We start from the raw sequence: 23,544 nt of genomic DNA on the forward strand, positions 1-23,544 counted from the left end.
AATGCTTTCCCGATTTGCCAAGCGGTTTTTTCAAAAAAATCCATTTCCCTTGTATTATTTCGTCGCCTTACCATTTCCTGTGGATGACCGATCAAGGCAGAACCAAAGAAAATACCGATCGCAACGGCAGCGGAAAGGCGCGGCGCTTCGGAATAGATCACGTCACACACGAGCTTGTCCTCGGCTCCATTCGTATTCCGCTTCCTCGATCGAGACCCGCCCGCCTCGGCATCGGCCTTGCGCTGATCTTCGGCGGTTTTCTCGGCTTCCTGCCCGTCCTCGGCTTCTGGATGTTGCCGCTTGGCTTCATCGTGTTGTCGCATGATATGCCGCTCGTGCGGCGCTGGCGCCGACGCCTTGCCGTTTGGTGGACAAGACGGCGGCGACCGGCAGACTAACGGTCTCGCCTATCTGACGACCAAACTCCTCGCCGGATTGCCGACCACGGTCGCACCTACCTCCACATTCCTTGTAACGACTGCGCCCGCTCCGACGATCGCACCATCGCCGATGGTCACGCCGCCAAGGATGATGGCGCCGCCGCCGATCCAGACATCCCTGCCGATCTCGACCGGCCGAGCGATTTCCAACCCCGCGCGCCGTTGCGCCAGATCCTTGTGATGCTCGGCACAATATATATGAACGCCCGGCCCCAGCATACTACCTTCGCCGATGCGCACCGTGGCGGTATCGAGAATGATGCAGCCGGCATTGAAATAGACCTGCGGGCCGAGCGAGATGTTCATGCCGTAAGTGCAGTGAAACGGCGCTTCGATGAACACGCCCTCGGCGACACCGGCAAGAAGCATCGACAGTGCGGGGCCGATATTGCCGCGCTCGCCGGGCGGCATGGTGTTGTGTTGATGTGCAGCCTCTCGAGCAAGCGCTCGCAGAGCATCCAGCTCGGGATCGATGCAGCAGTACCATTCCCCCGCCGCCATCTTCTGCCGCTCGCTTTGGCCCATTGATCCGCTCCCCTCCCGACGCTTCCCGTTACTATGTCGGGGTAATCATGCACACGATACGGCTGGGCAGCAAGAAGGCTCCCAGCTTAGTTCGCAGCCCTCAATATGCAGCGATCAACAGCGTCAAAGGGACGAGTGCAATCAGGGCAAGTGCAGCTATGATCAGAAGCAACTCCTTCATCATATAGCGTTCCATCCTGATGAGGCGCCGGGATTGACGACTCATGAGCGATTCCTCCCGATATCCAAAACATTAGGGGCACCTTATGTGATACATAAAGCGCCGTCTGCCCCTCCCTCCGGATTAATCCGCGATAGCTCTTTAAAAGCGTTTGCAGAGACGCAAAACCGCTGCTGACAAGAGATTTTCGCCCTCAACAAACTGTCACACAGCTTGTCTATAACGCCGCTGCCGCGGACTTGCGCAAGGCTATCGGTTCCGAGCTTTCAAAAGGAAATAGGGATTATGTCGAAACTTAAAAACTGCATCTCGGCGGCTGCCGCCGGCGTCATGAGCTTAGCGCTGGCCCTGCCGGCTGCTGCTGCTCCCGTCAAGTTCGATTTCTGGTTTGGTCTGTCGGGCCCTCTGGAGGGCGTCGTTCAGACGATGTGCAAGAACTTCAATGATTCTCAGACCGATTATCAGGTCGTCTGCACCAGCCAGGGCAACTACGACGCCACGCTGCAGAACACCATTGCCGCCTTCCGCGCCGGCAAGCAGCCCGCCATCGTTCAGGTCTATGACGTCGGCACCGCGACCATGATGCTATCCGGCGCCTACTATCCTGCCGGCAAGCTGATGGCTGAAAACGGCTACAAGATCGACTGGAACGACTATTTCCCGGGCATCGCTCGCTACTACGCAACGTCGAAGGGCGAACTGCTCTCCTTCCCGTTCAACTCGTCGACCGCTCTCCTCTACTGGAACAAGGACGCTTTCGCCAAGATCGGCAAGACCGAAGCTCCGAAGACCTGGGAAGAAGCCGGCGAAGACCTGAAGGCTCTGAAGGCCGCTGGCTATGATTGCCCGATGGCATCCAACATCTCCGGCGACGAAAGCTGGCAGATCATGGAGCAGTTCTCTGCTATTCACAACCAGCCGGTTGCCACCGAAAACAACGGCTACGACGGCCTCGACGCCCGCCTCGATGTCAACAAGACGCTGTTCGTCAAGTACGTGACCGACCTCAAGAGCTGGTATGACCAGGGTCTCCTGAAGATCAAGTCGAAGCAGCTCGGCCAGGACCCGGTCCAGGCATTCTCGGCTGGCGATTGCCAGATGATCATGACCTCGGTCGGCGACCACGGCACTGTTGGCAAGACCGCCAAGGCTGGCATGAACTGGGATGTGGCTGAACTTCCGGTATACGCCGGCACCGAGCGCAAGAATTCGCTCGTCGGCGGTGCATCGCTTTGGGTTCTCTCCGGCAAGTCTGCTGATGAGTACAAGGGCGCCGCAGCGTTTCTGAACTTCATCCACGACCCGAAGACCGCTCTCTTCTGGTCGACCAACACCGGCTACATCCCGGTCACGAAGTCGGGCTTCGATTTCATGAAGTCGAACGGCTTCTACGACAAGGCTCCCTATAAGGGCCGCGAAATCGCCATCGCCAGCCTGACGGCTTCCGATCCGACCCCGATCACCCGCGGCGTTCGCCTCGGCAACTTCACGCAGATCCGCGCCGAATTCGGCAACCAGATGCAGGCGATCTTCGCCAACAAGGAAAGCGTTCAGCAGGGCCTCGACGCTCTGGTCGCCAACGGCAACCAGGTTCTCGATCGCTTCGAGCAGACCTACAAGGGCAAGCAGCTCCCCTAATCCCTTCTGAAATGCGCGCCGTCCACCTGGGTCATCCCTGGTGGACGGCGTTCTCATGCTCGGAACGACGTGGCGATTTGGGACTTCCCGCCTTCAGCGGCACATGGGCCAGCGACGCCTCGCAATGAGCAAGACGCTTTTGAATTCAATGATCTAGGGCGACCTTTACGCGTATGGACCAACGCGCAAAGGTCGCTCCAGAGCAAACGCCGGAAGACGTGATGGAAAAAAAGACAACATTCAATCGATGGACGGTCGGCATCCTGTTCGCAGTGCCGCAGCTTATCCTCATCTTCACCTTCTTCTACTGGCCGGCCGGCCAGGCGGTCTTCTGGTCGCTGACGCTGCAGCAGCCCTGGGGCGGCGGCAACATCTGGGTCGGGCTCGACAATTTCATATCGATCCTCGAGGATCCGAACTATTGGGACTCGGTGACGATCAGCATGATCTTCGCGGCGATCAGCACCGGCCTCGCCATGGCGATCGGACTGATACTCGCCGCCCTGACCGACCGGCAGCTCCGAGGCTCGAAGTTCTACAGGGTGGTGTTGATCTGGCCTTATGGCATCGCGGCTCCGGCGTTGGCCATGGCTTTCCGCTTCATCTTGGCGCCCGAGGCCGGCCTTATCGCCGTCGTCAACCAATGGTGGCCGGGCATATGGGATCCGGGCCTCAACGGCGCCGACGCGCTGGCCTCGGTCATCGTCGCCTTCTCGTGGAAATATATCGGCTATAACTTCATCTTCTTCCTGGCTGCTTTCCAGGGCATTCCGCGCTCATTGATCGAAGCGGCCGCCATGGACGGTTCCAGCGTGCTGCGCCGTTTCTGGGACGTCCAGTTCCCGCTGGTCACGCCGACGATCTTCTTTCTTCTGGTGATCAACATCACCGAGAGCTTCCAGGACTCCTTCGGCATCGTCGACATCATGACATCGGGCGGTCCGCACAACTCGACCAATCTCATGGTCTACAAGATCTATTCCGACGGCTTCAAAGGCCTCGACTTTTCCGGTGCCGCCGCGCAGAGCATCATCCTGATGCTGCTGATCATTCTGCTCACCATCTTCCAGTTCCGCTTCATCGAGCGGCGCGTGCACTACCGCTGAGGCTGACATGGTCGAACGTACACCCATTCTAGATTTCTTCACCCATCTGATCCTGTTCATCGGCTTCCTGGTCGCGGTCGTGCCGTTCCTCCTCGTCGCAATCGCAGCCTCCCACAATATCGTCGACGTCAACCGCGTGCCGATGTCGCTGATCCCGGGAACGGATTTCTGGACCAATATCCAAGCCGCGTGGACGACGGCCAATCTCGGTCGCACGTTGCTTAACAGTTTGATCCTGGCTGTTGGCGTTGCTGCCGGCAAAGTGTTCATCTCGGCGCTGACGGCCTTCTCGCTCGTCTACTTCAACTATCCCGGCCGTAAGCTTATCTTCTGGTTGATCTTCGTAACGCTGATGCTACCGCTCGAAGTGCGTATCGTGCCGACCTATGCCGTGGCCGCCAACGTGTTGGCGCCCTATCAGGCGATCCTCGATATCACCGGCATCAGTTGGATAATTCAGGCGGTTTCCGGCGTAGAAGTTTCACTGAATCTTGGCCTTCTGAATACCTATGGCGGCCTGATCCTGCCGCTGGTCGCCACTGCTACCGGCACTTTCCTCTATCGCCAATTTTTCATGACAGTGCCGGACGAACTGACGGAAGCGGCGCGCATGGATGGAGCAGGTGCGCTACGCTTCTTCGTGGACATTTTGATGCCGTTGTCGCGAAACAACATGGCGGCTCTCGGTACCATCATGTTCCTCTATGCCTGGAACCAGTATCTATGGCCGCTGCTGATCACCACCGATCCCGCCTATTTGACGTCCGTGATGGCGCTTAAGAGCCTCATTCCAAACGAAGGCGGCGGTGTTCCCACCTGGAATATCGCCATGGCCGGCACTCTGATCACCATGCTGCCGCCGCTCTTCGTGGTCGCGCTGATGCAGCGTTGGATCGTTCGGGGCCTGATCGTTACCGAGAAATGAGAGGATTGTTGCCGCGCCTTGCTGGAGGGCGCGGCAACGGCTTGACGCTCCCCGCGGCGCTCCTGTCCGATTTCTCTCTGCATATCGTTGGTGTTCTCGCCCCCCTCGATGTTCTTGAGGCGCGGGAAAGGCAGCGTGGTGACCGGCCGATCGGGCTGCGCGATGGCGATATGATCGCGTCCACCGGGATGTCAGCTACAACCTGGAAATCGACACCAGCACGGCAACGCCGATGGAGCGCGCGGTGCGGACAAGGGACAGGTTCGGCCTTTAGCCCGCTCTCTTCCAAGCAACAAATGAAAAGCCCGGAAATCCATGGGATCTCCGGGCGCACTTCCTGAAAATTTATATCTGAAATTAGTTTGCCACGACCTTGAGGGGCGTGACGGAGGCAATGGCGTCTAGCCTCAGGCCTGTGTCCTGAGCAAAAAGATGCGTATTCTGCTGGGGAAGCTCCAGGCCGACGGCGTCGCCCGTTTGGCCCGTGGTATGGTCGGCGACGGCAACGGCGAAGTTCGATCCATTGATGTCGCAATAGATGACGCGGCCGGCGCCGAGTTCTTCGACGAAATCGATCGTGGCGGGAACGGCGCCCGGCGTACCGGCCGGCACCAGGCGAGCATGTTCGGGACGAATGCCGAAAGCAACCGGCTGGCCGGCGTGGCGCTTGCCGATATTGGCATCGACGGCGATCGGCAGTCCGTCGAAAATGAACTGCTCGCCGTTTGCCGAAAAGGAGCCTTCAAGGAAGTTCATGGCCGGCGAGCCGATGAAGGAGCCGACGAAACGGGTGCGCGGCGTGTTGTAGACTTCGAGCGGCGTGCCGACCTGCTCGACATTGCCCTTGTACATGACCACCAGCTTGTCAGCGAGCGTCATGGCTTCGACCTGATCGTGGGTGACGAAAACCGAGGTGGCCGACAGGCGCTTATGCAGGCGGCGGATTTCGACGCGCATCTGCACGCGTAGCTTGGCGTCGAGGTTGGAGAGCGGTTCGTCGAAGAGGAAGACCTTCGGTTCGCGGATGATGGCGCGCCCCATGGCGACGCGCTGGCGCTGGCCGCCGGAAAGCTCGGACGGCTTGCGGGCGAGGAAATCTTCCAGGCCGACGATGCGAGCCGTTTCCTTGATGCGGCGGTCGCGCTCTTCGCGCGGCACACCGGCCACTTTCAACGCGTAGCCCATATTCGCGGCGACATCCATGTGCGGATAAAGCGCGTAGTTCTGGAAGACCATGGCGCAGCCACGTTCGCGTGGCTCGAGTTGATTGACGACCTTGCCATCGATGACGATCTCGCCAGACGAAATGTCCTCAAGACCGGCGATCATGCGCAGCAGGGTGGATTTACCGCAACCGGAAGGGCCGAGAATGACGACGAACTCGCCGGAACGGAAGTTCAAATCGACGCCGTGCACGACCTGATTGCGTCCATAGGCCTTGCGGACTTGCTCGATCCGGATTTCTGCCATCTTGCTCTTCCCTGCCTGTCAATTCTGGGCCTGTCAGTTCGCTGGACTGCTAGCGAACTTGCATTACAAAACGGTGACAAGGACCCTTATATCACACGAGGTACCCCGAATTCCTCACGGGAGTTGCGTGCCGATTCCCTTATGAAACGCGCAGTGGTGGAACCATTTCACTGCCGACGCCGTATATTGGTTCCGGCATCAACGAAGCACATGAAAAAATTGAGGACGGGCGATCGGCCAGGACCATGATCACATCGAAGAAAGAGCCGAATCCCGTCCTGCTGTGGTTTCGCAAGGATCTCCGCCTTGACGACAATCATGCCCTGCACGCCGCCGCGATATCCGGCCGGCCCGTCATTCCCATCTATATTCGTGAGCCGGAAGCGAAGAGTTGTGGGCCGCTCGGTGCAGCGCAAGAGTGGTGGCTGCATCATTCGCTGGCCGCGCTGCAGAAAGCTCTGGGCGCGCTCAATAGCCAGCTCATTCTTCGGCAAGGCGACGCGCAAACGGTGCTCGAAAAGCTTCTTGCGGAGACGGGCGCCGCGTCCATCGTCTGGAATCGGCGTTACGATCCGGCTGGCATAGCAGTCGACACCCAGGTCAAAAAGGCTCTTCACGACTGCGGTATCGAGGCTAGTAGCTTTGCCGGCCAGCTTCTGCACGAGCCGTCGCGTTTGCGCACCGGCACCGGCACGCCTTACAAAACCTACACGCCGTTCTGGCGCGCACTGGAGCTATCCGGCGAACCACCATGCCCGATCGAAGCGCCCGAAATGCTCGAAGCCCCCGAGCATTGGCCTGAATCGGACTCGCTCGCCTCCTGGTCGCTGCTGCCTAGCAAGCCGAACTGGGCATCCAATTTCCCGGATATGTGGACACCGGGTGAAGCCGGCGCGCGTGAGAAGCTGGAGAGCTTCCTCGACACGGCTCTCGAGAGCTATGCGGTCGATCGCGATTTTCCCGACAAGCCGGCAACCTCCCTACTTTCGCCACACCTGGCGCTCGGCGAAATCTCGCCTGCCCGCATGTGGCATGCCACGCAGGGGCTGGCCGGAAAGTTTCAGACGGACAATATCGTTCGCTTTCGCAAGGAGCTTGCCTGGCGAGAATTCTGCTATCACCAAATCTTCCAGTTCCCGAAACTCGGTTCCGACAACTGGAACGATCGCTATGATGATTTTCCGTGGCGCTCGGATGCAAAGCTGTTCGATAGCTGGCGGCGTGGTCAAACGGGCTATCCAATTGTCGATGCCGGCATGCGGCAGCTCTGGCAACACGGTTGGATGCACAATCGCGTTCGCATGATCGTCGCCTCCTTCCTGATAAAAGACCTGCTGATCGATTGGCGCGTAGGCGAGGCCTGGTTTCGCGACACGCTAGTCGATGCCGATCCGGCAAACAACGCCGCGAACTGGCAATGGGTGGCGGGCTCCGGCGCCGATGCCTCTCCGTTCTTCCGCATATTCAACCCGGTGCTGCAGGGGGAGAAATTCGATCCGGACGGTGGCTATGTCCGGACATTCGTGCCGGAACTGGCTAACCTCGATAGCAGATATATCCATCGGCCGTTCGAGGCGCCCGACGATGTGCTAAAGCGTGCAGGCATAGTGCTTGGCAAAGACTATCCTCGGCCGATCGTCGACCACGCCATGGCGCGGCAGCGCGCACTCGATGCGTACGCATCGCTGAAAAACGAAGGATAGCCTTACTCCGCCGGATGCGGAGTCGCTCGCGCGCCGACGGATTGGCGCTTGCGACCGCTGCCGAGAAAATATCTGATCACTCGGAAATAGAGGCTATAAGGCAAGAATTTCAAAAGCTTTGCTCGATAGACCATACCCTTCGGGAAAGAGATATCGAAGGCCGGTGATTTCAATCCGGCGGCAATCGCATCGGCCGCCTGTTGTGCCGACACTATGTCCGGCATCTCGAACTTGTTTTCTGCCGTCAGTGGCGTGTCGACATATCCCGGGGTTACGAGCTGGATATGGATGCCCATACGATCAAGCTCGAAGTTCAGGCTTTCGGCCATGTTGATAAGGGCAGCCTTGGTCGCGCCGTAAGCTGCGCTGCCGGGCAAGCCGCCATAACCTGCCACCGATGATACGATGGCAATCTGGCCATATCCCCTGGCTCGCATCTCCCGGACCGCCGGAACGAGACAATTGACGACGCCATGAAGATTGACTGCAAAACTGCGCTCGAAGACCTCATGATTGAGGTCTTCGCCCCGCGCCGGCAAATAAATGCCGGCGTTCAGAACCGCCAAGGCAACGGGGCCGTGCTGATATTCGATCGCGGCAACGGTGTGCTCCATGTCCTTGGCATCGGTCACGTCTCCATCGAGAACGACTATGCTGCCGGTAAGCCCGCTTGCCTCCGATTGCAACGCCAAGAGCTTGTCATGGCTGCGAGCTGTGACGGATACTTTGTACCCTTCCTCCGCCAGTTTCAGCGCGAGCGCGCGGCCGATCCCAGAACTGGCGCCGGTAATCCAAACGACTCCGTGTTCAGGACGTGCGATGAACGGGCTCATGGCTCTTCTCCTTGGCTGGCGACCGGCTACATCAAACGCTCAATCCCGGCCGTCCGTAGCATTTTAGAGATAGCGCATCATTGTGGCCGCTTTCGGCCAGTTTAGCGGTTCGATGCCGAAATCAACGTCACCAATCAGTGACTTCAACATCGCAGCAGTGCTTCGCCAAATAAACCCGACCAAGTCGAATTTTGCAGCTTGAACAAATAGCGGGGAACAGAATTTCTTGCCTGCGCAGCCTTGTGAAGGGAAAAGACCGTTCTTACAGTAGTCCTGAACAGAAGGCAGAGATTCCATGACCGTCCACCCCTCCGTCCTAGAAGCGATCGGCAACACGCCACTGATCAAGCTCAAGGGTGCCTCCGAGGCGACGGGCTCGACCATTCTCGGCAAGGCGGAGTTCCTGAACCCCGGCCAGTCGGTCAAGGATCGCGCCGCGCTTTACATCATCCGCGATGCCGAAAAGAAAGGCCTGTTGAAACCCGGCGGCGTCATCGTCGAGGGGACCGCGGGCAATACCGGCATTGGCCTGACGGTGGTTGCCAAGGCGCTCGGCTACCGCACCGTCATCGTCATTCCGGAAACGCAGAGCCAAGAAAAGAAGGACGCGCTGAAGTTGCTTGGCGCTGAACTCGTCGAGGTGCCTGCGGTTCCCTATAAGAATCCGAACAACTACGTGAAGATTTCCGGCCGGCTTGCTGCGGAGCTGGCGAAGACCGAGCCGAACGGCGCGATCTGGGCGAACCAGTTCGACAATGTCGCCAACCGTCAAGCGCATATCGAAACGACGGCCAAGGAGATCTGGCGCGATACCAACGGCAAGATCGACGGCTTCATCTGCTCGGTCGGCTCCGGCGGCACGCTGGCGGGCGTGGCCATGGGGCTGCATGCTTTCAACAAGGACATCAAGATCGGCATCGCCGATCCCGAAGGTGCCGCGCTTTATGAATTCTACAAGAATGGCGAGTTGAAATCCTCCGGTTCTTCGATCACCGAGGGTATCGGCCAGGGGCGCGTGACGGCGAATCTGGAAGGCTTTACGCCCGACTTCGCCTATCAGATCACCGATGCGGAAGCCCTGCCCTATGTCTTCGATCTGGTCGAACACGAAGGGCTTTGCCTCGGCGGCTCGACGGCGATCAACATTGCCGGCGCCGTGCGCCTTGCCCGGGATCTTGGCCCTGGCCACACGATCGTGACCATCCTCTGCGACTATGGCAATCGCTATCAGTCCAAACTTTTCAATCCGGATTTCCTGAAGTCGAAGGGTCTGCCGCTGCCGGCTTATCTGACGGCGAATTCCGATATTCCTGTTCCTTACGAGAACCTAGCGTGATCTTATGCCGGTGAATGCCCTCTACCGTGACGATTTCTATCTCTCGACCACCGAAGCTGTCGTAACCGCAATTCACGAGGATGGGGGCATAGAGCTCGATCAAACCTGTTTCTACGCGACCTCGGGCGGACAGCCAGGCGACACCGGTTTCTTCGAGCGGGCCGACGGTTCGAAAATCGTGCTTGGCCAGACCAAGCACGGGGCGACGAAGGATATCATCGTCCATGTGCCGCTCGAAGGCGAAGCACTGGCTGCCGTCGGCGAAAAGCTGGTGCTGCACGTCGACTGGCCGCGCCGCTACAGACTGATGCGCATGCACACGGCCTGCCACCTGCTCTCGGTCGTCTGCCAGTATCCGATCACGGGCGCGGCGGTCGGCGAGGATGAAAGTCGCGTCGATTTCGACATGAGCGAGACGATCGACAAGGACGAGGTGACGGCAAAGATGATGGCGCTCGTCAAAGAGAACCATCCCGTCTTCGTCCAGTGGATCACGGATGATGAGCTTGCAGCCAATCCGGGTATCGTGAAATCCAAGAATGTGCGCCCGCCGATTGGCCTCGGCCGCGTCAGTCTTGTCTGCATCGGCGACAACTCCGCCGTTGACAGCCAGCCCTGCGGCGGCACACATGTGTCGGAGACGCAGGAAGTCGGGGCAATCTACATCGCCAAAATCGAGAAGAAGGGCAAAGAGAACCGCCGCTTCCGTATCCGTTTCGGCACGCCCACCGACGAAGCTTGAGCCGACGGTTCCTGGTATAAACAAGGCCCGATATAAATCAGGGAGAAATCATCATGACAGCGGAGAAGAGCCGTTTCGTCGTATCCGCCGATTGGCTGCAGAACGAATTGGGCGCCAAGGATCTGCGCATCCTGGACGCGTCCTTCTATCTGCCGGCTCAGAAGCGCGATGCCGATGCCGAATATGCCAGCGGCCACATTCCTGGCGCCATCCGCTTCGATCAGGACAAGATCGCCGATCATTCCACCAACCTGCCGCACATGGTGCCTTCGCCAGAATTTTTCGCGGCTGAGGTCGGCAAGCTTGGTATCAAGGAGACTGACCGGATCGTCGTGTATGACGGCCCCGGCGTCTTCGCATCGCCGCGCGTCTGGTGGCTGTTCCATGTCGTCATGGGCGCCCCGAACGTCTTCGTACTCGACGGCGGCCTGGACGGTTGGAAGGCGGAAGGACGGCCGCTGGAAACCGCCCTGCCCACATTCCCCTCCGTCACTTTCAAGCCGAATTTCAGTGCCGCCCGCATCGTCCCGTTCGACGAGATGCGCGAAATCGTCGACAGCAGCTCTCTGCAGATTGCCGATGCCCGCAGTGCCGGCCGCTTCGCCGCCACAGAGCCAGAGCCGCGCGAAGGCATGCGCTCCGGCCACATGCCGGGCGCGAAAAGCCTGCCGTCCGGCAGCTTTGCTGTAAACGGCAAGTTCAAATCCCTGCCGGAACTGCGCGAGACGATCGAGAAGTCCGGCATAGATCTCGAAAAGCCCGTGGTGACCACCTGCGGCTCCGGGATCACCGCCGCTATCATCACGCTGGCGCTGGAATCGCTCGGCCATGGCGCCAACCGGCTCTATGACGGCTCCTGGTCGGAATGGGGCAGCCGGCCGGATACCCGCATCGTCACTGGCAAAGACTGAGCGGCGCGGTCCCCGTGAAAACGCCATCGTCGCTCAAAGTCCATATTACCCGACTGGAAATGACAGCGCCGCCAAAGGCGAGCCTGCCTGTGCCCGTCAACATCCAGACGGCAATCATGCGCTCGCCCGGCATCCCGCTGCCTTTCTACCGCTATCTTTATCGCCAGGTCGGCGCCCGCTGGCATTGGGTCGATCGGCTTCGCATGCATGACGAGGAGCTGACGGCAGTCCTGCACGACCAGCGCAACGACATCAGCGTGCTCTATGTCAACGGCGCCCCGGCCGGCTTCTTCGAATATTTCCGTGAGGATGAGGAGACGATCGAGCTCAGCCATTTCGGCCTTATCGAGCACGCTCTCGGCCTCGGCATCGGCAAATGGTTCCTGTTGCAGGCGCTCTACGCCATGTGGACACTGAGCCCGCAACGCATCACCACGACCACCAACAATCTCGACCATCCGCGAGCGCTCCAGCTCTACCAGATGTTCGGCTTCTCCCCGGTGTCGACCGGCGAAGGTATTGTGCGGCCGCTGAGCGACAAGGAATTGCTGGAGTTGGCGAAGAAGAGCTAGCCGCACGAATCCCAGCCACTAACCCAAGTGTGGAATCGCTCAAATTTTTCGGTCCCGCACCTTTGACCACGGCTGCTATCGGTCGATCCAAGGAACGTGCGGTATGTGCTAGAATGCGGCCCGAAGGCGGAATGCGACAGACGCACTGCGAGGGGCGGTGTGATCGAACCGGAATCCGCGCGACCGAGAGCCGACGTTGTGCAGGGGAGACGAGGACGATGCCGACACCACAGCAACCCAGTCTAATAGTTCGACAGAAATCCCCACAGAACATCGAGTTTCCGTTTGCGTCGCTCTCCGATTGGCTGATCCCAACCGAGCTGTTCTTCGTGCGAAACCATTTCCAGTCGCCGGACCTCGATGCGCGAGACTGGAGATTGCGCGTTGGCGGGGCGGTGGAGCGGCCGATCGAACTTGACCTCGACAGCATCAAGGCGATGCGGAGCACGACTTTCACCGCCGTCGTCGAGTGCGCAGGGAACGGGCGCGTCTACTATGTGCCGCCGAAGGAGGGGTTGCAGTGGCAGAACGGAGCCGTCGGCAATGCCGCGTGGACAGGTGTTCTTCTGCGCGAGATTTTGGAAATGGCGGGCGTTAAGCGAACCGCACGTGAGGTTCTGCTCGCAGGCGCCGACAGCGGCGTCGTCGACACGAACAAGAAAACGGCTTCTCCCGGCCCCATCGCTTTTGCGCGCAGTTTACCGCTTGAGAAGGCCATCGCTGACAGCACGATCCTTGCCTATTCGATGAACGAGGAGGCGTTGACGCGCGATCACGGCTACCCGCTACGCGCGGTCGTGGGTGGCTGGTTCGGCATGGCTTGGGTCAAGTGGATCACGCATATCACGGTTGTGGAGCAACCGTTCCTTGGCTACTGGCAGGCGCGCGACTATTTCCGTTGGGAGCGCAGCCTCGGGGAACCTAGGCTGGTCCCCCTTGCGGAGATGGAGGTCAAAGCGCAGATCGCGCGTCCCGTACAAGGGGCGCATCTCATCGCCGGCCAACCGTACCGGATTTTCGGAGCCGCCTGGAGCGGAGAGGCTGTTATCCGGCAGGTGCAGGTCTGCACCGGAGATGGCAGGGGCTGGCGCGAGGGAAGGCTCCTCGAAACAGAACGTCCCTTTGCATGGCGCTTGTGGGAGTACATGTGGACCCCTGAAGAAGTGGGGCGATATATACTGCGATGTCGCGCCATCGATGGGGCGGGGTGCGTGCAGCCCGACCTCCAGCGTTCCGACTGCGAGAGCTACGGGGCCAATTGGATCGTTCCGGTGGAGGTTACGGTCGTTCCCGAGCCACAGACGTACGAGGAGGAATTCGTGATCTAATCACCCGCATGGAGCGGAATGGTGGCTTGTGGCGCAAAGCCCTCATCGCCTTGCGGGAGATATCTTCAGACCAGAAAGTAATCTCGTCGGTTTGCAGAACAACGGGCATTCACGTGAATGGCTTGGCGATTCCACATTTGGGTGAGTGGCTGGCGCAGGAATCGGGTGGATTCTCCTGCCATCGCGGCGCATCACATGACAAACCAAGAAGGAGATTTGTCATGTCCGCCATTGCTTTTGCCGCCATGCCCACGTCCGATGCCCAAGCCCTCTGGAATTGCGGCGTGGATGCCTATGGTCACCGACCGGAGACAATGATCTCGGACGGTCCTGGCCATCCCTGCCGCCATTGCTTGCGAAATATCGATGCGGGCGTAGAGCTTTTTGTCTTTGCCTACCGGCCGTTTCCGGAGTTGCAGCCCTATGCCGAGACGGGGCCGGTATTCCTGCATAAGGTACCTTGCGAACGTTATACGGCCAAGGAAGTCCTGCCGCCTGTACTGACGACGAGCCCGGATTTCATCGTGCGTGGTTACGCCGAAAATAACCGTATCGTCTACGGCACCGGCGCGGTGACGCCGATCGGTGACATCAAGACCTACGCTGCCGAACTCTTGAGCCGCGAGGGCATCGCCTATGTGCATGTCCGCTCGGCACGCAACAATTGCTACCAATGCCGGATCGACAAAGTCGATAAAAAAGAAGCGCCGGCATATGAGAATGCCAGCGCCTCCATATGACTCAGCGCGATGGGATTTACGCTACGTTCAAGACGCTTTCCGGTGCAAAGGCTTCGTAGCCGAGGGCTTCGGCTACCGGCCTGTTGGTGACACGGCCCTTGTGGATGTTGAGGCCGTTGCGCAGGTGCTTGTCCTCAGCGATGGCGCGCAGGCCGCGGTCTGCGAGGGCGAGGCCGTGATAGATGGTGGCATTGTTCAGCGCTTGCGCCGAGGTAACCGGAACCGCACCCGGCATATTGGCGACGCAATAATGCACGATGCCGTCGACCTCATAGGTCGGCTCGGAATGGGTAGTTGCATGCGAGGTTTCGAAGCAGCCGCCCTGGTCGATGGCGACGTCGACGATGACGGCCCCCTTCTTCATGCCCGACAGCATTTCGCGTGTCACGAGCTTCGGGGCGGCAGCACCGGGGATCAACACCGCGCCGATGACGAGATCAGCGGCGAAAACCTCTTCTTCCAGCGCCTGGATGCTGGAATAGCGCGTATGGACACGGCCGTTGAAGATATCGTCCAACTGGCGCAGGCGCGGCAGCGAACGATCGAGAATGCTGACATCGGCGCCGAGGCCGGCCGCCATCTTGGCGGCATGCAGGCCGACGACGCCACCGCCGATGATCGCGACTTTGGCCGGCAAGACGCCCGGTACGCCGCCAAGCAAGATGCCAAGACCGCCATTGGCCTTCTGCAGCGCGGTTGCGCCGGCCTGGATCGACAGGCGACCGGCGACTTCCGACATCGGTGCCAGCAGCGGCAGGCCGCCGCGCTCGTCGGTAACGGTTTCATAGGCGATGGCGGTGACGCCGGAGGCGATCAACCCCTTGGTCTGCTCCGGATCGGGCGCGAGATGCAGATAGGTGTAGAGAAGCTGGCCATCGCGCAGTTGCGCCCATTCGGAAGGCTGTGGCTCCTTGACCTTCACGATCATGTCGCACTTTTCGAAGATGTCCTTCGCGCTGGCGGCGATCTTGGCACCGGCGGCGATATAGGCGTGATCATCAGCGCCGATGCCGGCTCCGGCCTTGGTCTCGACCCAGACCTCATGACCATGGGCGACATATTCACGGACGGATGCGGGCGTCAGACCGACGCGATATTCGTGATTCTTGATCTCTTTCGGGCAACCAACGCGCATTTTGTTTCTCCCTGAATGCTTATTCGTTTTGCAACTGCTCCAGCAAGAATGAGACCACCTTCGCTTTGAAATGTCCTTGCAAAGACAATTTGCAAATAGCTATTTTTCGTGAATTATTGCGCAAAATAGGAATTTTTCGAAGGATCTTCGAATGCCAGATATAGACGCCATGGATCGTTCGATTTTGCGGGTGCTGCAACAGAACGCCAGGATCACCAATGCCGAGCTTGCCGAAAAGGTGGGCCTATCACCGTCCGCCTGTTCGCGCCGGCTCGACATTCTGGAAAAGGACGGCGTCATCGGCGGCTATCATGCCCGGCTGTCGCACAAGGCGCTGGACTATAAGATGATCGCGATCGTGCATATCTCGCTGTCCGGTCAATTTGCCAAAACGCTGTCGGAATTCGAAGCGGCGGTGAAGCGCTGCCCGAATGTGCTCGTCTGCTATCTCATGTCCGGCGAATATGATTATATCCTGCGCATCGCCGCGCGCGATCTCGAGGATTACGAACGCATCCACCGCGACTGGCTTTCGGCTCTGCCGCATGTGGTGAAGATCAATTCCAGCTTCGCTCTGCGCGAAATCATCGACCGGCCGAATGTAGGTCTTTAAGCCACGCGACCGGCCGAACTACCGCAGATCCAGCAGCAAGGCGCGGTGGTCGGAGACTTCCGGCTCGGCGACCGCGTCGAACGTCATCACCTCCACCGCTGGGGTCACTAACATATAGTCGGCGAAACGCGGCTCCTTGCTGTAAAAGGAGGTCCGTGTGTCGCGGTGACCGCGCGAGGTAATGAGGTCGGAAAGTCCCAATGCGCTGAGTGCGTCGAAGGTTACGCTCCCCGGCAGGACATTGAAGTCGCCGCACACGACCAGCCTCTCATCACCCTGCCGAACTTGCCGAATGAGTTCCACAAATGCATTTGCTTGGTGACGGCGTGCCGGCGTGTCACCCTTGCCGTCGATGTCGCGCAGGCCATGCATCTGGGCGACGGTGACGGCAAAACCGCCTTCATAGTTGTAGAGGCGGATGCAATGGGCATTGCGGGAGCGAGGATGTGGCCCCCAGCCGCCGGCGGAGAATTCCCCATGCACGAAACCCGAGGCCTGGCCGATGACCGGATAGGACTTGCGCACGAAGGTCGCCAGGCCGAATTCGGAAGCAATCCGTCGATCGCCATCGAAGAGATCACCCCGCGCTGTCGGGCTGAAGAAGGCGTCGTGCGTGGGCAGGGCTGCGCCGATCTCCTCGAAAAGATTGGCTCGCTGTGGAAGTTCGACGCCGTGGTCGCGATAGACCAGCCATTCGGATTGTGCATCCTGGGTGCGCGTGACCTCCTGCAGGCACAGAACATCCGCTTCGACATCAACCAAATACCGCATCAGCGGTTCATGCAACCGACCGCCCCAAACATTCAATGAAACAATGCGCAATGTCATCTCTCCCCACAACCCCTTATTCAACCTGCATACGAAGGTTGCAATCCACTACTTTCGCGTAACGCGTCGCGCGCTCCGAAATTAACCTTTCCGACTGAAAGAACAATAGGTTAGATCGCATTTTAACCATTTTACTAGGTTTGGCTTAACGAGGGAAAGTTAACGGTGCCGGCATAGATATTTAACCAAAGTTATTTTCATGCCTGCTCAAATTAACCTTTACTCATCAAGCACTTCGACGCAAAAGGGACGGCGGGCGGCGCGCACGCGCTGTCGGATAGCAGCAACATTGACTTACCTCGGCAGACCCACTCCGGGACAGGTGACCGATATTTCGACAACTGGCCTAGCCTTCGATCTCGGCGGACCGTTCAACGGCATTCGCGGCAGCAAGGTCCGGATCGAGTGCCGGGAGCTCGGCGCCCTGGAGGGCACTGTGCGATGGCTCAGAAGCGGACGGATCGGCGTGGAATTCGACGGGTCGTCCAATGCGGCAGCACAGGTGACGGCCTATTTCCGTTTCTATCACAAGGACGCTAGTCCGGTGCTGCAACGTTAAGAGAAGCCGGTCCCGATTCAGTACGGATGATTTCAATTTTACCGGTCGTCCTAAGCGCCTTTCAATGCATGCCTGTTATTCGTGTGGTCAGAGACACGTACGCATCGAGGCCAGTCATGCAGCCGATTTCAAAACCGCTCACCCAGAGCAATCTGAAAATCAAGGCGAGGCGTTCGCCGCGCAACCGTACCCGGTTGATGGGACGGGTTCGGTATTTCGCGAGGGCGGTCGCCGGCCGCGTGGTCGATATTTCCACCAGCGGTATCGCACTCGACCTGCAATCGCCGATCCATGCCGCCGCCGGCAGTAAGGTTCGTGTCGAGTGCGACGATATCGGCATATTGGATGGCGTCGTACGCTGGATCCACAGCGGCCGAATCGGCATCGAATTCGATCCCTCCTCCAACGCGGCGGCGCAGGTTGCCTCCTATTTCCGCTTTTTCCACAAGGACATACAGCCCGTTCTCAAGCGTTGACGGCCGCTTGCGCCCTCGGCGGCGAGGTCACAATAAGCCTGTCATATTAGTAGTGCACACCTTCACAAATCGTCCTAGTCTCCCTCACCTCGAGAGGTGATCGAGGGCCATAGATTTATCGTTGAAGGAGTGTTTCATGTCTTCCATTCTGGAATTGCCCAGCATGTCGCGCCGTTCCCTGCTGCAGGGCCTCAGCGCCACCGCCGCGCTCATCGTTCTGCATCCATTCGCGGCCCGCGCGGCCAGCAATCAGGCGCATCTGCGGCTGATGGAAACCACCGACATTCACGTCAACGTCTTCCCCTACGACTACTATGCCGACAAGCCGAACGACACGATGGGCCTGTCGCGCACGGCGACGATCATCGACAACATCCGCGCCGAAGCCACCAACTCGCTGTTGATCGATAATGGCGACGTGCTGCAGGGCAATCCGATGGGCGATTACATGGCCTATCAACACGGCATGAAGGATGGCGACGTCCATCCTGTCATCAAGGCGATGAACACGCTTGGCTACGAAGTCGGCACGCTGGGCAACCATGAATTCAACTACGGTCTTGATTTCATGTTCAAGGTGCTCGGCGGCGCGAATTTCCCCTTCGTCTGCGCTAACCTGACCAAGGGCCAGCTGGCTTCCGACCCGAAGAAGGACGACCTGTTCTTCAAGCCGTACATGATCCTCGAAAAGAAGATCAAGGACGGCGCCGGTAACGAGAACACGATCAAGATCGGCTTCATCGGCTTCGTGCCGCCGCAGATCATGCTCTGGGACATCAAGAATCTCGAAGGCAAGGCACAGACGCGCGATATCGTCGAGGCCGCCAAGGCCTGGGTACCGGTGATGAAAGAAGAAGGCGCCGATATCGTCATCGCCCTCTCGCATTCCGGTATCGACGGCAGCGGCCCGGCCGACAAGATGGAAAACGCCTCGCTCTATGTTGCCGGCGTTGACGGCATCGACGCGATCTTTACGGGTCACCAGCACCTCGTTTTCCCTGGCCCGAAGACCTGGGACGGCATCAAGAACGCCGATCCGGTGAAGGGTACGCTACAGGGCAAGCCTGCTGTCATGGCCGGCTTCTGGGGTTCGCATCTCGGCCTGATCGACCTGCTCCTGGAAAAGGACGGCAATAGCTGGAAAATCGTCGACTTCACCTCCGAGGCACGGCCGATCTATCACCGCGACGACAAGAAAAAGATCATCGCCGACGTTGCCGACAAGAAGGAAGTGGTCGAAGCAGCCAAAGCCGAGCACGAAGCGACGCTCGCCTATGTCCGCACGCCCGTCGGCAAGACGTCGGCGCCGCTGTATTCCTATTTCGCGCTCGTTGCTGACGATCCGTCGGTGCAAGTCGTGAGCCAGGCGCAGACCTGGTACATCAAGGACATGCTGAAGGAGACGCAGTACAAGGATCTTCCGGTGCTTTCGGCAGCGGCCCCCTTCAAATGCGGCGGCCGCAACGGCGTCGACTATTATACCGACGTCCCCGCTGGCGATATCGCCATCAAGAATGTCGCCGACCTCTATCTCTATCCGAACACGGTACAAGCGGTCGTCATCAACGGCGCGCAGGTGAAGAACTGGCTGGAAATGTCGGCAGCGATGTTCAATCAAATCCAGCCGGGCTCGAAAGATGTTCCGCTTCTGAACGACAGCTTCCCCTCCTTCAACTTCGATGTCATCGACGGTGTCACCTACCAGATCGACTTATCGCAGCCACGCCGCTTTGGCGACGACGGCAAGCTGCTGAGCGCTGACGCCAACCGCATCCAGAACCTGCAATTCGACGGAAAGCCGATTGATCCGGCTCAGAAATTCCTGGTCGTCAGCAACAACTATCGCGCCGGCGGCGGCGGAAACTTCCCGGAAATCGCATCCGACAAGGTCGTCTATCAAGCTCCGGACACCAACCGCGACGTCATCGTCCGTTATGTCCACGACCAAGGCACCATCAATCCGACCGCCGACGGCAATTGGACCTTCAAGCCGCTGCCGGGCACGACTGTCGTGTTCCAGAGCTCGCCTAAAGCCAAGGATTTCCTGGCCGAAGTCAAGAGCGTCAAAATCGAAGATGCCGGCGAAGGTACCGACGGCTTCCATAACTTCCGGCTGGTTCTTTAGGCCGCCAAATAGCTTCGCGAATAAATCGGGCGCCTCAAAAGGCGCCCGATTTATTCTGCGGCGAGTGGCTCCTCATCCGCATCAAATGTTTCGAAGAACGTTTTGAAGTCTGCCCGACCCGGGCACATGGAAAGGCGCATACGGAAGGCTTCGATCATCCAAGCGGCGGCGGGGCCGGGAGGATTGGAGAGCTTGCGCACGGCATAGACCGGATATTCGCCTTGTTCATAAGCATCGAGGTCGAGGTGCACCAACCGGCCCTTCTGCAGATCTTCGAGAATAAGCGAGGCCGGCAGGCCGCCCCAGCCGAGGCCACCACGAATCAGATGATGTTTGGTGGCGATATCGCTGACATGCCAGGTCTTGTAGGATAGCACGTTGAAATCCCGGCCCTTGGTGAGGCCCGAAGCGTCGGTGACGACCAATTGCACCTCCTCCCGCACATCGCCGAGTGTGAGCGGCCCCTTGATGTGAGCGAGCGGATGGCTCGGCGAGGCGACCGGCATCATGAAGGCGTGGCCGATGCGCTCGATGACCAGCGAATCATCCTGCTTCAGCACAGCGCCGCCGATGCCGATCGTCGATTTGCCGCTGGCGACGAGATCCATCATCATGCCGAGCTCGCCCGTGTCGAGCCGCAATGAAACCGATGGAAAACGCTCGCGGAATTCACTCAGGACCTCGACCAGGACATTGGTCGGCACCATGACGCTGATGGCCGCAGCCACTTCGGCCTCAAGCCCGGTCTTCATACCTTTGACACGTGCGCGCATGACCTCAAGGTCGCCGACGATGCGGCGCGCATCCTCCAGCATCGCCCTGCCCGCATCCGTCAACGTCGGCTGGCGCGAACCGGAACGTTCGAATAGCGGCATTTCGAGCTGAGCCTCGAGGTTGGCGATCGTATAGCTGATTACCGACTGCGCACGATTGAGCATGCGCGAAGCGGCCGAAAAGCTGCCGGATTCGGCAACGGTCAAAAAGACCTGCAGCTGGTCGAGAGTGGGATTGGGAAGCATTGGCCATCCATTCTATCGATAATTCCGATCCATATTATCACAGTTTTTTCGATGGCACTGCAGACTTATTTGTTTCTTCGAACGGGGTCGACTTCCCGGCTCGACTCTAGCAACCCATTGAAAAGGAACATTACCATGTCCTCTATTCTCCTGCTGACCTCCAGCCCGCGCAGCGATTCGCTCTCCACCAGGATCGCAAGCGAGCTTGCCGACAAGATCAAGGCCCAGAACCCGGGCAAGACGATCGCCCATCGCAATCTGGCCATCGCGCCGCTGCCGCATATCGATGAGCTCTTCACCGCTGCCATCCGCACGCCGGTCGAGGCTCGCACCGCCGAACAGGCCGAAGCCATCAAGGTTTCCGACGAACTGGTGGACGAGTTGCTCGCCGCCGACACCGTGGTCATCGGCACCGGTCTCATCAACTTCAACATCTATTCGTCGCTGAAGGCCTGGATCGACAACGTCGCCCGCGCCGGCCGCACCTTCACCTACACGGAAACCGGCCCGAAGGGTCTGGCGACCGGCAAGAAGGCCTATATTGTTCTCGCTTCCGGTGGCGTCTATTCCGAAGGCCCGGCCGCTCCGCTTAATCACGCCGTTCCCTATCTAAAGTCGGTTCTCGCCTTCATCGGCATCACCGATGTCGAGACGGTTTATGTCGAAGGCCTCGCCTTCGGTCCGGAAGCCGCTGAAAAGGCGATCGGCGCTGCCCAGGCCCGCGCAGCCGAGCTGGCGCTGGCCGCTTAAGCCTCCAAAACAATTGCAATTCTTTGAGAGCGGCCGGCCCCCCCACCGGCTGCTCTTTTTATTTCCCGCCGTCTTTCCCCAGTTCCTTCACGAAGCCCCTCGCGGCCTCCAGAATTTCGTTGGAAAGCTCTTCGTCGTTTACCATCCGTGCAAGGCCAACAGCGCCAGTCATCAGACAGGACGCGATGATGGCATTGCGCCGTGCGTCTGCAGCATCCGGCCGCGGCATGCGCGCTGTCATCGATTCGATGTTCTTCCGTATTCCCTCGGTCCCGATTGCCCGGACGGCATCGCCGCTGCGCGCGATATCGGCCGTCAACGCGGCATAGGCACAGCCCTCGCCGCGATGGTCACGATGACGCGCACTCAGATAATCGTCGGCATATTGTTCCAAGGTGACATCGGCCGGATCAATCCCCTTCCCCTCCAATTGCCGCCGCCATGACTCCACCGCCACCTGAACGGCCTCGGCCACGAGTTCGTCCCGCGAGGCGAAATGTTTGTAGAAGCCGCCAACCGTCAGGCCCGCTTCCTTCATGAGATCGGCAACGCCGATACCCTCCAACCCCTCCTCCCGCAGGCGTTTGGCGGCAAGCGTTACGATCCGCTCATGCGTCTTTTGCTTTTCCAACTGCGAATGGCCCATCAAAAAATCTCCCTGGAGCACCTTGACGAAAGTGGATTATAATCATAATCCTTATGGAGAACGATCATAATCCAGATCGCGGTTGAAGCCAATAGGAGTTACGAACATGCGTCTCAAGAACAAAGTTGCCATCATCACCGGCGGAAACAGCGGCATCGGCCTTGCCACCGCCCGCGTCTTCGTCAACGAAGGCGCCAAGGTCGCCATTACCGGCCGCAATCCAAAAACCCTTGCCGCCGCCGTCGAAGCTCTTGGTGGCAACGTATTGCCGCTGCAGGTCGACGTGACCGATGTTGCAGCCACGGAGAAAGCTTTCGCTCAAGCGGCTGAAAAGCTTGGCAATTTTGACGTTGTCTTCGCCAATGCCGGCATCGGCGGCGCAACGCCGCTCGGCCAAACCTCGCTCGAACAGTTCGAAACCATCATCCGCACCAATCTGACCTCGGTCTTCTTCACCGTGCAGGCAGCCCTGCCGCATCTCAACGACGGTGCGTCAGTGATTCTCAATGGCTCCGTGCATGCCGTTCTCGGCTCGGCCGGCTGGTCGGCCTATGCCGCCAGCAAGGGCGCCGTCCGCTCAATGACCCGCAACCTCGCGTCTGAGCTGGCGCCGCGTAACATCCGCGTCAACCAGGTCACTCCCGGCGGCACGAAGACGCCGATCTGGTCGCCGATGGCGCAGACGGAAGATGCGATGAGCCAGTTGGAAGCCCGCCTCGGCGGCATGAGCCCACTTGGCCGCATGAGCGAAGCCGAAGAAATCGCCAAGGCCGCTCTCTATCTCGCGTCTGATGACTCGAGCAACGTCTCGGCAATCGAAATTACAGTTGACGGCGGCATGACAAGCGCACCCTCGGGCGCCAAGGTTTTCCGGGCCGCCTAGTCGCGATCAATCAATCGAAAAAGAGAAGGCCGCCATTCGGCGGCCTTTGTCGTTCAAGTC

26 protein-coding genes and 1 pseudogene are annotated in these 23,544 nt (G+C 59.2%); 18 read left to right on the forward strand and 9 right to left on the reverse strand.

Annotated features, from left to right (window positions below):
* Positions 1-83 precede the first annotated feature (83 nt).
* Complete coding sequence (locus FHT86_RS37905; RefSeq protein ID WP_133706332.1) at positions 84-398, forward strand: hypothetical protein; 315 nt, start codon at positions 84-86, stop codon at positions 396-398.
* 9 nt (positions 399-407) lie between these two features.
* On the opposite strand, the gene FHT86_RS08145 is transcribed toward FHT86_RS37905, so the two are convergent.
* The gene (locus FHT86_RS08145; protein WP_133706333.1) at positions 408-965 is read right to left on the reverse strand and encodes a sugar O-acetyltransferase; all 558 of its coding nucleotides are present in this window, start codon (positions 963-965) and stop codon (positions 408-410) included.
* A 100-nt stretch (positions 966-1,065) separates the two neighbouring features.
* Entirely contained in the window at positions 1,066-1,191 is a 126-nt protein-coding gene (locus tag FHT86_RS38420) for a hypothetical protein (RefSeq protein WP_281413643.1), read from the reverse strand.
* Between the two features lie 240 nt (positions 1,192-1,431).
* Between FHT86_RS38420 and FHT86_RS08150 the strand changes: the two genes are divergently transcribed.
* From FHT86_RS08150 to FHT86_RS38840, 4 genes and pseudogenes are all read left to right on the forward strand, one after another.
* Positions 1,432-2,784, forward strand: a complete 1,353-nt coding sequence (locus tag FHT86_RS08150; RefSeq protein ID WP_133706334.1) for an extracellular solute-binding protein — start codon at positions 1,432-1,434, stop codon at positions 2,782-2,784.
* A gap of 221 nt (positions 2,785-3,005) precedes the next feature.
* The gene (locus tag FHT86_RS08155) at positions 3,006-3,890 is read left to right on the forward strand and encodes a carbohydrate ABC transporter permease (protein ID WP_133706335.1); all 885 of its coding nucleotides are present in this window, start codon (positions 3,006-3,008) and stop codon (positions 3,888-3,890) included.
* Between the two features lie 7 nt (positions 3,891-3,897).
* Positions 3,898-4,815: an ABC transporter permease subunit gene (locus FHT86_RS08160; RefSeq protein ID WP_133706336.1), complete on the forward strand. Its 918-nt coding sequence runs from the start codon at positions 3,898-3,900 to the stop codon at positions 4,813-4,815.
* Positions 4,812-5,089, forward strand: a pseudogene (locus tag FHT86_RS38840) (phosphotransferase-like protein). Before FHT86_RS08160 ends, FHT86_RS38840 begins: the two are co-directional and overlap by 4 nt.
* Positions 5,090-5,172: 83 nt before the next feature.
* Here FHT86_RS38840 and FHT86_RS08170 read toward each other — a convergent pair.
* Positions 5,173-6,285, reverse strand: coding sequence for a sn-glycerol-3-phosphate import ATP-binding protein UgpC (locus tag FHT86_RS08170; protein WP_133706337.1), 1,113 nt, complete (start codon positions 6,283-6,285; stop codon positions 5,173-5,175).
* A gap of 245 nt (positions 6,286-6,530) precedes the next feature.
* Between FHT86_RS08170 and FHT86_RS08175 the strand changes: the two genes are divergently transcribed.
* Positions 6,531-7,988, forward strand: a complete 1,458-nt coding sequence (locus FHT86_RS08175; RefSeq protein ID WP_133706338.1) for a deoxyribodipyrimidine photo-lyase — start codon at positions 6,531-6,533, stop codon at positions 7,986-7,988.
* A gap of 2 nt (positions 7,989-7,990) precedes the next feature.
* Here FHT86_RS08175 and FHT86_RS08180 read toward each other — a convergent pair whose 3' ends face one another.
* Positions 7,991-8,821: an SDR family NAD(P)-dependent oxidoreductase gene (locus FHT86_RS08180; protein ID WP_133706339.1), complete on the reverse strand. Its 831-nt coding sequence runs from the start codon at positions 8,819-8,821 to the stop codon at positions 7,991-7,993.
* A gap of 63 nt (positions 8,822-8,884) precedes the next feature.
* Positions 8,885-9,118, reverse strand: a complete 234-nt coding sequence (locus tag FHT86_RS08185) for a hypothetical protein (protein ID WP_133706340.1) — start codon at positions 9,116-9,118, stop codon at positions 8,885-8,887.
* Here FHT86_RS08185 and FHT86_RS08190 point away from each other — a divergent pair.
* From FHT86_RS08190 to FHT86_RS08215, 6 genes are all read left to right on the forward strand, one after another.
* Positions 9,117-10,157: a cysteine synthase A gene (locus FHT86_RS08190; protein WP_133706341.1), complete on the forward strand. Its 1,041-nt coding sequence runs from the start codon at positions 9,117-9,119 to the stop codon at positions 10,155-10,157. The two genes, FHT86_RS08185 and FHT86_RS08190, sit on opposite strands and share 2 nt — an antisense overlap.
* 4 nt (positions 10,158-10,161) lie before the next feature.
* On the forward strand, positions 10,162-10,899 hold the full coding sequence (locus FHT86_RS08195; protein WP_133706342.1) for an alanyl-tRNA editing protein: 738 nt from the start codon (positions 10,162-10,164) through the stop codon (positions 10,897-10,899).
* Positions 10,900-10,952: 53 nt separating this feature from the next.
* Complete coding sequence (sseA, locus tag FHT86_RS08200) at positions 10,953-11,810, forward strand: 3-mercaptopyruvate sulfurtransferase (protein WP_133706343.1); 858 nt, start codon at positions 10,953-10,955, stop codon at positions 11,808-11,810.
* A gap of 59 nt (positions 11,811-11,869) precedes the next feature.
* The gene (locus tag FHT86_RS08205) at positions 11,870-12,382 is read left to right on the forward strand and encodes a GNAT family N-acetyltransferase (RefSeq protein WP_133707113.1); all 513 of its coding nucleotides are present in this window, start codon (positions 11,870-11,872) and stop codon (positions 12,380-12,382) included.
* A 218-nt stretch (positions 12,383-12,600) separates the two neighbouring features.
* Positions 12,601-13,710, forward strand: a complete 1,110-nt coding sequence (locus FHT86_RS08210) for a sulfite oxidase (RefSeq protein ID WP_133706344.1) — start codon at positions 12,601-12,603, stop codon at positions 13,708-13,710.
* A 221-nt stretch (positions 13,711-13,931) separates the two neighbouring features.
* Positions 13,932-14,450, forward strand: coding sequence for a DUF1203 domain-containing protein (locus tag FHT86_RS08215; RefSeq protein ID WP_133706345.1), 519 nt, complete (start codon positions 13,932-13,934; stop codon positions 14,448-14,450).
* 16 nt (positions 14,451-14,466) lie between these two features.
* On the opposite strand, the gene ald is transcribed toward FHT86_RS08215, so the two are convergent.
* Positions 14,467-15,585, reverse strand: coding sequence for an alanine dehydrogenase (gene ald / locus FHT86_RS08220; protein ID WP_133706346.1), 1,119 nt, complete (start codon positions 15,583-15,585; stop codon positions 14,467-14,469).
* Positions 15,586-15,736: 151 nt separating this feature from the next.
* Here ald and FHT86_RS08225 point away from each other — a divergent pair, with 151 nt between their 5' ends.
* Positions 15,737-16,198 carry an Lrp/AsnC family transcriptional regulator gene (locus FHT86_RS08225; RefSeq protein ID WP_133706347.1) on the forward strand — a complete coding sequence of 154 codons (462 nt, stop codon included), beginning with the start codon at positions 15,737-15,739 and terminating at the stop codon, positions 16,196-16,198.
* 18 nt (positions 16,199-16,216) lie between these two features.
* Here the strand turns inward: FHT86_RS08225 and FHT86_RS08230 are convergent, their stop codons facing one another.
* Positions 16,217-17,026, reverse strand: coding sequence for an endonuclease/exonuclease/phosphatase family protein (locus FHT86_RS08230; protein ID WP_183868560.1), 810 nt, complete (start codon positions 17,024-17,026; stop codon positions 16,217-16,219).
* Between the two features lie 199 nt (positions 17,027-17,225).
* Between FHT86_RS08230 and FHT86_RS08235 the strand changes: the two genes are divergently transcribed.
* The 3 genes from FHT86_RS08235 (at position 17,226) to FHT86_RS08245 (ending at position 20,186) form a co-directional block, all read left to right on the forward strand.
* Entirely contained in the window at positions 17,226-17,585 is a 360-nt protein-coding gene (locus tag FHT86_RS08235) for a PilZ domain-containing protein (RefSeq protein ID WP_133706349.1), read from the forward strand.
* Positions 17,586-17,701: 116 nt separating this feature from the next.
* A complete protein-coding gene (locus tag FHT86_RS08240) occupies positions 17,702-18,061 on the forward strand; it encodes a PilZ domain-containing protein (protein ID WP_133706350.1) in 360 nt (119 codons plus the stop codon).
* A gap of 136 nt (positions 18,062-18,197) precedes the next feature.
* A complete protein-coding gene (locus tag FHT86_RS08245) occupies positions 18,198-20,186 on the forward strand; it encodes a bifunctional 2',3'-cyclic-nucleotide 2'-phosphodiesterase/3'-nucleotidase (protein ID WP_133706351.1) in 1,989 nt (662 codons plus the stop codon).
* A gap of 50 nt (positions 20,187-20,236) precedes the next feature.
* On the opposite strand, the gene FHT86_RS08250 is transcribed toward FHT86_RS08245, so the two are convergent.
* A complete protein-coding gene (locus FHT86_RS08250; RefSeq protein ID WP_133706352.1) occupies positions 20,237-21,205 on the reverse strand; it encodes a LysR family transcriptional regulator in 969 nt (322 codons plus the stop codon).
* 135 nt (positions 21,206-21,340) lie between these two features.
* Here FHT86_RS08250 and FHT86_RS08255 point away from each other — a divergent pair, with 135 nt between their 5' ends.
* On the forward strand, positions 21,341-21,955 hold the full coding sequence (locus tag FHT86_RS08255; RefSeq protein WP_133706353.1) for an FMN-dependent NADH-azoreductase: 615 nt from the start codon (positions 21,341-21,343) through the stop codon (positions 21,953-21,955).
* A gap of 58 nt (positions 21,956-22,013) precedes the next feature.
* Here the strand turns inward: FHT86_RS08255 and FHT86_RS08260 are convergent, their stop codons facing one another.
* The gene (locus FHT86_RS08260) at positions 22,014-22,601 is read right to left on the reverse strand and encodes a TetR/AcrR family transcriptional regulator (protein ID WP_133706354.1); all 588 of its coding nucleotides are present in this window, start codon (positions 22,599-22,601) and stop codon (positions 22,014-22,016) included.
* A 106-nt stretch (positions 22,602-22,707) separates the two neighbouring features.
* Between FHT86_RS08260 and FHT86_RS08265 the strand changes: the two genes are divergently transcribed.
* Positions 22,708-23,484: an SDR family NAD(P)-dependent oxidoreductase gene (locus tag FHT86_RS08265; protein ID WP_133706355.1), complete on the forward strand. Its 777-nt coding sequence runs from the start codon at positions 22,708-22,710 to the stop codon at positions 23,482-23,484.
* Positions 23,485-23,544 lie beyond the last annotated feature (60 nt).

This window comes from Rhizobium sp. BK313, assembly GCF_014193655.1.
Classification (GTDB): Bacteria; Pseudomonadota; Alphaproteobacteria; order Rhizobiales; family Rhizobiaceae; genus Rhizobium.

Excerpts from the sequence above, each read along its gene's own strand:
- FHT86_RS37905 (WP_133706332.1), top strand. The coding sequence starts at position 84 with ATGACCGATCAAGGCAGAACCAAAGAAAATACCGATCGCAACGGCAGC.
- FHT86_RS08145 (WP_133706333.1), bottom strand. The coding sequence starts at position 965 with ATGGGCCAAAGCGAGCGGCAGAAGATGGCGGCGGGGGAATGGTACTGC.
- FHT86_RS38420 (WP_281413643.1), bottom strand. The coding sequence starts at position 1,191 with ATGAGTCGTCAATCCCGGCGCCTCATCAGGATGGAACGCTATATGATG.
- FHT86_RS08150 (WP_133706334.1), top strand. The coding sequence starts at position 1,432 with ATGTCGAAACTTAAAAACTGCATCTCGGCGGCTGCCGCCGGCGTCATG.
- FHT86_RS08155 (WP_133706335.1), top strand. The coding sequence starts at position 3,006 with ATGGAAAAAAAGACAACATTCAATCGATGGACGGTCGGCATCCTGTTC.
- FHT86_RS08160 (WP_133706336.1), top strand. The coding sequence starts at position 3,898 with ATGGTCGAACGTACACCCATTCTAGATTTCTTCACCCATCTGATCCTG.
- FHT86_RS08170 (WP_133706337.1), bottom strand. The coding sequence starts at position 6,285 with ATGGCAGAAATCCGGATCGAGCAAGTCCGCAAGGCCTATGGACGCAAT.
- FHT86_RS08175 (WP_133706338.1), top strand. The coding sequence starts at position 6,531 with ATGATCACATCGAAGAAAGAGCCGAATCCCGTCCTGCTGTGGTTTCGC.
- FHT86_RS08180 (WP_133706339.1), bottom strand. The coding sequence starts at position 8,821 with ATGAGCCCGTTCATCGCACGTCCTGAACACGGAGTCGTTTGGATTACC.
- FHT86_RS08190 (WP_133706341.1), top strand. The coding sequence starts at position 9,117 with ATGACCGTCCACCCCTCCGTCCTAGAAGCGATCGGCAACACGCCACTG.
- FHT86_RS08185 (WP_133706340.1), bottom strand. The coding sequence starts at position 9,118 with ATGGAATCTCTGCCTTCTGTTCAGGACTACTGTAAGAACGGTCTTTTC.
- FHT86_RS08195 (WP_133706342.1), top strand. The coding sequence starts at position 10,162 with ATGCCGGTGAATGCCCTCTACCGTGACGATTTCTATCTCTCGACCACC.
- sseA (WP_133706343.1), top strand. The coding sequence starts at position 10,953 with ATGACAGCGGAGAAGAGCCGTTTCGTCGTATCCGCCGATTGGCTGCAG.
- FHT86_RS08205 (WP_133707113.1), top strand. The coding sequence starts at position 11,870 with ATGACAGCGCCGCCAAAGGCGAGCCTGCCTGTGCCCGTCAACATCCAG.
- FHT86_RS08210 (WP_133706344.1), top strand. The coding sequence starts at position 12,601 with ATGCCGACACCACAGCAACCCAGTCTAATAGTTCGACAGAAATCCCCA.
- FHT86_RS08215 (WP_133706345.1), top strand. The coding sequence starts at position 13,932 with ATGTCCGCCATTGCTTTTGCCGCCATGCCCACGTCCGATGCCCAAGCC.
- ald (WP_133706346.1), bottom strand. The coding sequence starts at position 15,585 with ATGCGCGTTGGTTGCCCGAAAGAGATCAAGAATCACGAATATCGCGTC.
- FHT86_RS08225 (WP_133706347.1), top strand. The coding sequence starts at position 15,737 with ATGCCAGATATAGACGCCATGGATCGTTCGATTTTGCGGGTGCTGCAA.
- FHT86_RS08230 (WP_183868560.1), bottom strand. The coding sequence starts at position 17,026 with ATGACATTGCGCATTGTTTCATTGAATGTTTGGGGCGGTCGGTTGCAT.
- FHT86_RS08235 (WP_133706349.1), top strand. The coding sequence starts at position 17,226 with ATGCCTGCTCAAATTAACCTTTACTCATCAAGCACTTCGACGCAAAAG.
- FHT86_RS08240 (WP_133706350.1), top strand. The coding sequence starts at position 17,702 with ATGCAGCCGATTTCAAAACCGCTCACCCAGAGCAATCTGAAAATCAAG.
- FHT86_RS08245 (WP_133706351.1), top strand. The coding sequence starts at position 18,198 with ATGTCTTCCATTCTGGAATTGCCCAGCATGTCGCGCCGTTCCCTGCTG.
- FHT86_RS08250 (WP_133706352.1), bottom strand. The coding sequence starts at position 21,205 with ATGCTTCCCAATCCCACTCTCGACCAGCTGCAGGTCTTTTTGACCGTT.
- FHT86_RS08255 (WP_133706353.1), top strand. The coding sequence starts at position 21,341 with ATGTCCTCTATTCTCCTGCTGACCTCCAGCCCGCGCAGCGATTCGCTC.
- FHT86_RS08260 (WP_133706354.1), bottom strand. The coding sequence starts at position 22,601 with ATGGGCCATTCGCAGTTGGAAAAGCAAAAGACGCATGAGCGGATCGTA.
- FHT86_RS08265 (WP_133706355.1), top strand. The coding sequence starts at position 22,708 with ATGCGTCTCAAGAACAAAGTTGCCATCATCACCGGCGGAAACAGCGGC.